At 49.6% G+C, this 8,622-nt stretch carries 9 protein-coding genes; 4 read left to right on the top strand and 5 right to left on the bottom strand.

Features of this window, described 5'->3' with window-relative positions:
- Positions 1-1,061 precede the first annotated feature (1,061 nt).
- From EKN00_RS02040 to EKN00_RS02025, 4 genes are all read right to left on the bottom strand, one after another.
- Positions 1,062-2,372, bottom strand: coding sequence for a pyrimidine-nucleoside phosphorylase (locus EKN00_RS02040; protein WP_127848479.1), 1,311 nt, complete (start codon positions 2,370-2,372; stop codon positions 1,062-1,064).
- 235 nt (positions 2,373-2,607) lie between these two features.
- Positions 2,608-3,102: a hypothetical protein gene (locus tag EKN00_RS02035; RefSeq protein ID WP_127848478.1), complete on the bottom strand. Its 495-nt coding sequence runs from the start codon at positions 3,100-3,102 to the stop codon at positions 2,608-2,610.
- A 154-nt stretch (positions 3,103-3,256) separates the two neighbouring features.
- Positions 3,257-3,820 (bottom strand): DNA-3-methyladenine glycosylase I, encoded by a 564-nt coding sequence (locus EKN00_RS02030; protein ID WP_127848477.1) that lies wholly within the window; start codon positions 3,818-3,820, stop codon positions 3,257-3,259.
- 124 nt (positions 3,821-3,944) lie between these two features.
- Entirely contained in the window at positions 3,945-4,391 is a 447-nt protein-coding gene (locus tag EKN00_RS02025) for a universal stress protein (protein ID WP_127848476.1), read from the bottom strand.
- Positions 4,392-4,720: 329 nt separating this feature from the next.
- Between EKN00_RS02025 and EKN00_RS02020 the strand changes: the two genes are divergently transcribed.
- The 4 genes from EKN00_RS02020 to EKN00_RS02005 all read left to right on the top strand — a co-directional run bounded on the left by EKN00_RS02020 (position 4,721) and on the right by EKN00_RS02005 (position 7,069).
- Positions 4,721-5,110: a helix-turn-helix domain-containing protein gene (locus tag EKN00_RS02020; RefSeq protein ID WP_127848475.1), complete on the top strand. Its 390-nt coding sequence runs from the start codon at positions 4,721-4,723 to the stop codon at positions 5,108-5,110.
- A gap of 209 nt (positions 5,111-5,319) precedes the next feature.
- The gene (locus EKN00_RS02015; RefSeq protein ID WP_127848474.1) at positions 5,320-6,108 is read left to right on the top strand and encodes a tyrosine-protein phosphatase; all 789 of its coding nucleotides are present in this window, start codon (positions 5,320-5,322) and stop codon (positions 6,106-6,108) included.
- Between the two features lie 22 nt (positions 6,109-6,130).
- Complete coding sequence (locus EKN00_RS02010) at positions 6,131-6,496, top strand: hypothetical protein (protein ID WP_127848473.1); 366 nt, start codon at positions 6,131-6,133, stop codon at positions 6,494-6,496.
- 18 nt (positions 6,497-6,514) lie between these two features.
- Complete coding sequence (locus tag EKN00_RS02005) at positions 6,515-7,069, top strand: class I SAM-dependent methyltransferase (protein ID WP_127848472.1); 555 nt, start codon at positions 6,515-6,517, stop codon at positions 7,067-7,069.
- Positions 7,070-7,988: 919 nt separating this feature from the next.
- Here EKN00_RS02005 and EKN00_RS02000 read toward each other — a convergent pair.
- Positions 7,989-8,612: a type 1 glutamine amidotransferase gene (locus tag EKN00_RS02000; RefSeq protein WP_127848471.1), complete on the bottom strand. Its 624-nt coding sequence runs from the start codon at positions 8,610-8,612 to the stop codon at positions 7,989-7,991.
- Between the last annotated feature and the right edge of the window lie 10 nt (positions 8,613-8,622).

Here is an 8,622-nt window from a genome sequence, read left to right as displayed (position 1 = left end):
TTAAGTTACACTATGCGCTAAAGCGCTTTGGGTGGAAGCAGCTGCGGGCTCCGCCCTACGCGTTAAGTTACACTATGCGCTAAAGCGCTTTGGGTGGAAGCAGCTGCGGGCTCCGCCCTACGCGTTAAGTTACACTATGTGCTAAAGCGCTTTGGGTGGAAGCAGCTGCGGGCTCCGCCCTACGCGTTAAGTTACACTATGCGCTAAAGCGCTTAGTGTAACTAAAAAGAATCCAGGCCTCTCAATTCCTGGATTCTACGGTAAAGTCGCTTGCGTGATGGCTGGCACTATCTTTAGTAGCTTAATGCTTACACCTCTAACTCAACATATTCAACTGTGTGTTTCTAAACTCCGACCGTGACTACCATTACCATATAACATGGTCATGTTTGACTACCATTGGGTTTAGTCCTAAAAATTGGTTACCTCACTGCGGAGCAATCTTCGTGCTCCCTCTGTGATGCAATGGAGGGATTTACGCGTTACGTTAACGGCAATCTGCTCCTTTCAAGCGTGTTCATCAGGTTCTGAACAATTTATCTTGTGGCACCGGAATCAAATCCCTTCTGTTTCGAATTCGTTTCTATGCACTCGATACGCTTTTACACTCCGTCCTGCTACTCACACTCAGGACGGGCTTATTCGTTGCAATTACCTTCTCACTGACCACACATCGTAATTCTTGCCTACTCACGGTGAAACTGTTCGAACTTACGTGAACTCTGTCGGTAATTACGGTGCTCTATTAACTCGTACTAAATCATCTAAAACCAAATCATCTGGTACCTGCTACTAGAAACTTGTGGCTATGCTTACTGTAATGCTAAATGCAACTAACAACTGTCGACTATCACCGGTGATAACACACACAAGCATCTCCGGAAACGCTTGTGGTGCGGTTTGAGAGGACCCGCCGCCATCTCGCTGGTAGCGCTTCCTTTACCTTGTCTAAAGCATATCACGGAACCGTTTTCTGTGCAACCGCCTTTATCCTTTTTTTAATATTTCACGCGGAAAAAGTTCGATTAAATCACACTGACTGACGTGATTGTTGCAGGCTTTTATTTATCAGGTTCGAGCACATCAATAATTAACGGCTTCTTTTCGGGCGCCTCCGCACCAATCGCAAACGCGTTGCGCGCGTCCCGTACTAGCGCGTCGATTTGCTTGGTATTGCTGTGAATGGTCGCAAGCGTATCACCGCTCGTTACTGGGGTCCCAACTTTTTTGTGGAGAACAAGCCCCACTGAATGATCCAGCGCGTCACCCGCCTGCTTACGGCCGCCGCCAAGTTGCATGCTAACAAGCCCCAGTTCCTTGGCGTTAATCGCCGTGACGTACCCGCCTGCTTCTGCTTTAACGTGAATGCGATACTTTGCGCGCGGCAGCTTTTGTGGCTGGTCAACAACGCTAGCATCCCCGCCCTGATCGGCAATTAGTTGCTTGAATGCGCGTTTTGCCCGGCCGTCACGCAGAACATCACTGGCCAAACTTGCGGCCGCCTCGATACTATCCGTCTTACCGGCCATCACCAACATGTGACTCGCCAAGATGACGGTCAAATCGTGAACATCTTTCGGCCCACGATTGTTCAACACCGCGATGGTTTCTGCCACTTCCAGACTATTACCAATTGTGACCCCAAGCGGCTGGCTCATGTCAGTAATCAGTGCTCTAGTCTTCACCCCGTGCGCACTACCAATTGCGACTAACGCCTTCGCCAGGGCGCGGGCGTCTTCTTCCTTCTGCATGAACGCCCCGGAACCCGTCTTCACGTCAAGAACCAGTGCATTGATGCCTGAGCTGATTTTTTTGCTCATGATTGAGCTGGCGATAAGCGGAATGGATTCAACTGTTGCCGTCACATCCCGCAACGCGTACAGTTTGCAATCGGCCGGCGCCACTTCTTTATTCGCCGCAATGATTGCGATGTGGTGTTCCTTCACCTGCTTGATAAAATTGTCCGTCGTCATTTCAACGTTGAATCCAGGAATGGCTTCCAGCTTATCTAGCGTGCCACCGGTAAATCCGAGCCCCCGGCCACTAATCATCGGCACGCTCACCCCAAGTGCACCCATCACCGGCGCCAAAATCAGGCTGATTTTATCGCCAATGCCACCGGTACTATGCTTGTCAATCTTCACCCCATCAATTGCGCTTAAATCTAGGACTGCCCCCGAATGCAGCATTGCATCGGCAAAAGCCGCCATCTCCGTGTTGGTCATTCCATTAAAGTAGATTGCCATCAGGAGTGCGCTCATCTGGTAGTCCGGAATCCGCTCGGCAACGTATTCCCCAATCATCCAGTTAATTTCCTCTTTGGTCAGCTCGCCCCGGTCTCGTTTCCGTGCAATTAAATCCACCATCCGCATGGCAATTTCCCCCTCTTCAATATTGAACGCTTTTAATCAATAATGTAATTGTAACAGCTTACATTACCTTCATGTGCGCTTTCTAGCTATTTTTTAAATCTTCTCAATGAACATGTCCTCTGCAGCTAAGCCAAAGCACTTCACCTTCAGCGATGCAATGATAGCTAACAAAAAACAGGCAACGCAAGCCAGACCAAGTTTGGGTCTGCTTTGCGTTACCTGCACATTAATATTCCTACTTAAGCTGCCAGTCATAGAAGGCGTTTGCTGCCAGTACCAAACTCAAAACGGCATCACTCGATAATGCTTCACGAATGGTACCATCGTGACCAGTCGTGCTAACTGCACCAATCACTTCAAGGCCAAACTTCAGGATTTCAAGGTCCTTACGCGCGTGGTACTCACCATCAACGACGGGGGTATCGTGGTTGTACTTGAAATTGATTTCATCATTTGTCACGGAGCCGTCGACATGGTTGACCATAATCCGGTCATCGAGCTCACTGAGGCGCTTCTTCTCGTCTAGCAAACTCAACTTCTTATCTGATTCTGAGCGCAGGTATGTTTCCTGACCCATTTCTGGGTAGGAAGCAGCCGGGTTCTTCAAGACGCCAAGGTAATCAATTGCCGCATAAACTGGTTTAAGGTCTAGCAGTTCCGTCTTGTCAAGCAAAGCACTTGTGTGTTCTTCAAGCCAATCGGCCAAAGTGCTGACACTGAATTCGTCCATTATATCCTCCCGCTTATCGCTGGCGTCAGCAAAGGACGCCGTATCTTATCGCTAATTATTGTAACACGCGCACTGTTAATGACAAATAGAGCGTTACACGACCAGAGTTAATCAGTCTCGCTCGGCCAAATTGACGGAAGAGTTGCGAAGTAAATTACTGTGCTGCCACAATGTGGTCGTCAATAACACCAACCGCCTGCAGAAAATTATAAACGATTACGGGGCCAACGAACCGAAAGCCACGCTTTTTCATATCTTTTGCAACCGTGGCCGATAATTCGGTTTGCGTCGGAATGTCAGCTTCATTCGTTGGCGCGTTGACCAACTGTTCACCATTCGTAAATGACCATACGTATGCGGCAAAAGAGCCAAACTCATCTTGAACTTGCAAAACCGCCTGTGCATTGGTAATCGCCGCCATTATCTTGCTCTTATTCCGCACGATAGTTGTATCTCCCAGTAATCGTGCAATATCATCATCATTCATCGCTGCGATTTTGGTGATGTCGTAATCTGCAAACGCCCGCGCAAAATTGGCACGCTTATTCAGCATCATTAACCAATTGAGCCCTGATGAAAAGATTTCCAACACCAGCAGTTCAAAAATCTCCCGGTCATCGTGTTTTGCCTTGCCCCAGTCATCACAATAATAGTTGCGTAACGTCTCGTTTTGATTCGCCCAATAGGCCGCGGTCGTACCCGGAATTGTGTCGTTCATGTCGCACCCCCAACAATTTTAGTCCTACATTATACATTACGCACAAAAGACCCGTTTTACCGCTCAAGACAAAAAAGCGGACAAATGCACCGGCTTACTCCGCCACACTTGTCCGCTTTAGCTTCTATTTGGTTTTAACAATCAACACATCACACGGCGCCGTGCGGTTAACGTACTCAGTTACGCTACCGACAAGCAACCGTTCCACCGCATTGAGCCCCGTGGACCCAATCATAATCAGATCTGTGTGGTATTCGTGCGGGAAGTCGGTTGCGATGACGTTCTTCGGATTCCCAAAACGTACATGGATTGCTACCTCGGAAACTCCTGCATCCTTTGCTTCCTGCTGCAAGCGTTCCAGATATTCCTGGGAGTCCTGGGTCAACTGGTAGATTGCATCTCCAGAAATCATGCCCCCATAACTGCCGATAAACTGCTTCGTGTCGAGCACGTTCAGAATATCAAGGCGTGCGTGGTTCGCAATTGCGACCTTGATGGCCTTCTTAAAAGCAAGCTCTGCTTCTTCGGAACCATCAACAGGGACTAGCAAACGTTCGTATTCTTGTTCCATACCAGGTCAACTCCCTTACATCTGTTTTAACTGGGGCGGCTAATCTGCCAATATTTTACGGCAATCAGTTCGTCCTGTTTATTTAAGGATACGTCCCTCGGCCCCAAAAAACAAGTGTAAGCGGTGTCGATTGCTTGGAAAACGCAATATCGTCACATCCCCAACTGATTGTATACATTCGCATAACTGCTTGCACCCTATAATACCGCCTGTTCGATAAAAAACTTCCTAATCAATGAACTTTTTTGCAGTTATTGTTTGCATTTTAGAGTGCAAGTGGGTACATTATAGATAAACAAAAATAATAAGAAATGTGGTGCATCATGAACATGGAAAACACTATTGGTTCAGCTCTCCGTCGTATTCGCAAGAACCGTGGCGAATCAATCGTTGAAGTTGCTAAGGCAACGCACACTTCACCAGCAAGTTTTACCAAATGGGAAAACGAACAGAACGTTCCATCCGAACGCTCCGTTCGCAAGCTCGCTGAGTACTACGACATGGACCCACTAGAACTTCTGGCATTGGCCTACCCAGATAAGTACGCTTCTAAGGAAGCACCCGCAGAAGCAAGCACCGCTAACGCCATTCGCGTTGAAGACATTATTGCACCTGAAACAGAACTGAGCTACAACGGTAAGCTCATTCCCGCAAGCGATAAGAACTTGTTTGCTGCATTCATCTCCGGAATTCTCCTTTCCAAGAAGGATGTTGAATAGTCATCAAAGTAAATATGTGATTTAGAGTAGGGCGGACGGACCCTACTCTTTTTTACACCTCTATTTTCACACGCCACCTACCGCTTGCGCGCCTCAACCAATCGGCTTAATCAGTATTCCCAATTTTTGTGCATCTTTTCACCAGCGGCTACTTGTATGTGTCTGTGCTATTATTAAGAAAGAATCCTTAACAAAGTGAGGTCAACAATTTGGAGCCAACGCTATTAAACATTCACCACGGGTTTAACTTCCGCGACTTAGGTGGTTACCAGACCAAATCTGGGCAAACAATTAAGCGTCACCGCCTTATTCGGTCGGGTAAACTTGATTTGCTTTCAGACCGCGATGTGCAGTTTCTAAGCGATTACGGTGTGCGGTACGACGTTGATTTTCGCTCGCCCGACGAACAACACGAGGCACCTGATCGTGTTCCGACGGGCGCAAGTTACCATTTCTTGCCCATTTTTCCCTACGACGAAACGCAAGTCAGTCGTAGCTGGGAGGAACGCCAGCAAGACTTTGCCGCTGACCCACTGAGCGGGTACAAGAACATGGTCCACACGTACGCGGATATCGTCCTGCTGCCAACCGCGCAGAAATCCTACCGCAAATTTTTCGACCTACTCCTCAGTAATAATGGCAATCACTCCGCACTTCTCTTCCACTGCTCTGCGGGTAAGGACCGGACCGGCATGGGCGCAGTGTACCTCCTGTCGGCACTTGGGGTCGATAAAGACATCATCAGGAATGATTATCTGACCACCAATAATTATATTAAAACGCCACTTGCCGAAGTCATGGCCAGCATCCCGGCAAGCAACGCAAGTGAGAACATCGAGAGCAGCGTGCACGACTTGTGGACGGTTAAGGCGGACTACTTGGATAGTGCCCTCGCCACCATTAATAAGCACTACGGATCAATGACCAACTATTTAAGTGAAGCACTAGATTTGACTGACGCCCAAGTCGCAGACCTAAAGCGCCTTTATCTGGCTTGATTTACGAAAGGAAGCCTGTTTCATGAAACTTTATCAAGCACTAACTCAAGTAACCATCAATAGCTCAATGGTTGATGATGCACCGAGTTTTACCATCAAAACCTTCTTAAACCAGCCTCTACACTTCACGCCCAGTGAGTTATACCACTACATCGACAGCGTGCTTAAGCCGGGCAGCCGCCACGACCAGAATAATTTAAAGTATGTTGCTGACGCGGCCTTTATCACCGAAAACTACAATTTCAAATTATTCGCGGCCAAGAACCAAATGTACACTTTCGAGGCCAAGATGGAAGCCGCACGCGATTTGGTCACCGATCTCAACCGGCACGTTAGCGTCAACCTTGATTTAAGCAAGCAAGAATACCAACTGCTTTTTGTTGATTAATTAGAAAGTGTGCAATCCATGGCCAACAATATTTATCCGACTATGGCTGGTGCTGACATGCGCCAGGCTAGAGGTGAAACAGCTAGTCCGCAGTGGCAACAATTCATGCACCTTTTACCCGATTTCGCCGGAAAAAATGTCCTCGTACTCAACTGCGGCAACGGTTGGCTCTGCCGCCAAGTACTAGCCAAGGGCGCAATCGGTGCCACCGGGATTGACGCCGATGCCGAGCTCATTACTCAGGCGCGTAAACAAGCCGGCTCCGCACGGCTGCGGTACCGCCTGATGCCAAGCGACTATTGGAACGACATTGGGGGCCAGTTCGACATCATTGTGGCCGCCAACGTCTCACCTAGCGACGCAATGCACCTCGCAACCATTCCGCGGCTACTGCGGCGCGGACATGGTACACTCGCTATCAGCGGTCAACCCGAGGCACTATCCGTCCTGCAGCAGGCCGTGCACGTCACCGACCTCAAGCCAGGTAGCTGGCACGCTAGCCCCGCAACCGTCCTGGCTAGCGGCAACGTCGCAATCGTCATGTACCGGCGCCGGCTGTACAAGCGCCAATAACATTCGCTGTCCGGCAGCATCAGTCCTTTTGGTGGTAGTAGTTACGCAGTGGTATAGGGGCCGCGCCTGGGCGGGGCCGGTGCGCGTTCCGTGCGGCTGGGATTTTCCGTGCGGCCGGTTGAAGCCCCAAAAACCGGGTCTTCAACCTAAAAATTGAGCCCCGCATGCCCGCTCTTCGGATTACAAACTTAATACGTATTGCTAAGACCTGCTGGGAAACCTTGTTCTCCTAGCGGGTCTTAATTTTTGCCGGCTATGGTGTGGAGAAGCCCGATGCAAAGCCCGCATCGGGCTTCTCTCACCATAGCTTTCACAGGAAAATCCCAGCCGCACTACACGCGCACCGACCCCGCTCAGTCGCTACAGCGTTGGTTAAAATATAAATCTTACGATGGCACCACATAAAACAAAGATAACTGTCGTACCAGAATCCGTCACGCTCCATGGATGTTATGTCGTCTAGTAACACGGGGGTAACTGAAATGCCGCATACTACCAAGCGGAGCGTTGTGGGGTTTGGCCGGAGGGTCCGGGCTGGGCCTCGGGTGTGCCGCCCAGCTGTGGCAACAAGAATAGAGGTTGTGACGACCGCGGTTTTTGCGGTTGGCACAGCCTCTATTCTTGTGGGAAAAATTTAGATTTGTGTGAGGAGCTGTCAGGTCTAGGTTACAGGAGGAAACGAGCGTCAACATGCTAAGTATCATACACACCTAATACTAACTGCGACGATGCAAAGCTAAATTTTTAGTCTGGAGACGGGGCTTTTCCGGCTCCAGACGACCGCCACAGCGACCACGGCGAAGCACACCCGAGGCCCAGCCCGGACCCGGAGGCCAAACCCCGCAACGCGGAGCCCCCACTGGTCTACCTCAGCAACCACGCTGACGCTGCCGGACAGCGTGAGCCTGAGAATGGAATGCTATGCCAGAAATGTTGATGTGAGCATCCCCGCGAGACGTTCATGCATTGACTCGTAATCGACACCTGAATCATTAACTTGAACGCCTCTTTCAGCTGCCACAGCCTGCACCTCATCTGGCTGTACTTCCAGGTGGAACTGCACCCCCATAATGTGTGCGTGATACCGAAAGCCTTGATTTTGCGTCTGTGCATTGGTAAACAACGTGGTTGCCCCTGGCAGTTCGGACATGTATTCATCGTGGCAGTGAAGTGCGGTGAACTCAGTATCGTCTTCAATCGACTTCACCTTGCCAAAACCGATTTCTGCTTTACCGGCAAAGACTGGTGAGCCAAATGCGCGAACAATTTGCTCGGCCCCTAAGCCAATCCCAAACACGGGCCGCCCCAACTTATCCAGACTGCGGATAAAAATGCGTTCTGCCGCAAGCCATGTTTCTTCGTCGTTTACGCTGGCAAATCCGCCGAGCAATACAAGTCCATCCATGTCGGCTGGATTTAGTGCCCTGATATCTTCGTCTTGATCCAAACGGTGAACACGCAACTCAATGTCACGTTCTTCTGCCCACTGGCTGATAGAACTAAGCCCAAACTCCGCGTTGTGTTGCATCACATCAATAATCATACATAGTCTC

The organism is Lacticaseibacillus hulanensis (assembly GCF_004010095.1).
Lineage (GTDB): Bacteria > Bacillota > Bacilli > Lactobacillales > Lactobacillaceae > Lacticaseibacillus > Lacticaseibacillus hulanensis.
The sequence above is the reverse complement of the archived record's forward strand: the minus strand, read 5'-3'. Positions and strand labels throughout refer to the sequence as shown.

Bases quoted from the DNA above. Each gene is read 5' to 3' on its own strand.
- EKN00_RS02040 (WP_127848479.1), bottom strand. From the start codon at position 2,372: ATGCGGATGGTGGATTTAATTGCACGGAAACGAGACCGGGGCGAGCTG.
- EKN00_RS02035 (WP_127848478.1), bottom strand. From the start codon at position 3,102: ATGGACGAATTCAGTGTCAGCACTTTGGCCGATTGGCTTGAAGAACAC.
- EKN00_RS02030 (WP_127848477.1), bottom strand. From the start codon at position 3,820: ATGAACGACACAATTCCGGGTACGACCGCGGCCTATTGGGCGAATCAA.
- EKN00_RS02025 (WP_127848476.1), bottom strand. From the start codon at position 4,391: ATGGAACAAGAATACGAACGTTTGCTAGTCCCTGTTGATGGTTCCGAA.
- EKN00_RS02020 (WP_127848475.1), top strand. From the start codon at position 4,721: ATGGAAAACACTATTGGTTCAGCTCTCCGTCGTATTCGCAAGAACCGT.
- EKN00_RS02010 (WP_127848473.1), top strand. From the start codon at position 6,131: ATGAAACTTTATCAAGCACTAACTCAAGTAACCATCAATAGCTCAATG.
- EKN00_RS02005 (WP_127848472.1), top strand. From the start codon at position 6,515: ATGGCCAACAATATTTATCCGACTATGGCTGGTGCTGACATGCGCCAG.
- EKN00_RS02000 (WP_127848471.1), bottom strand. From the start codon at position 8,612: ATGATTATTGATGTGATGCAACACAACGCGGAGTTTGGGCTTAGTTCT.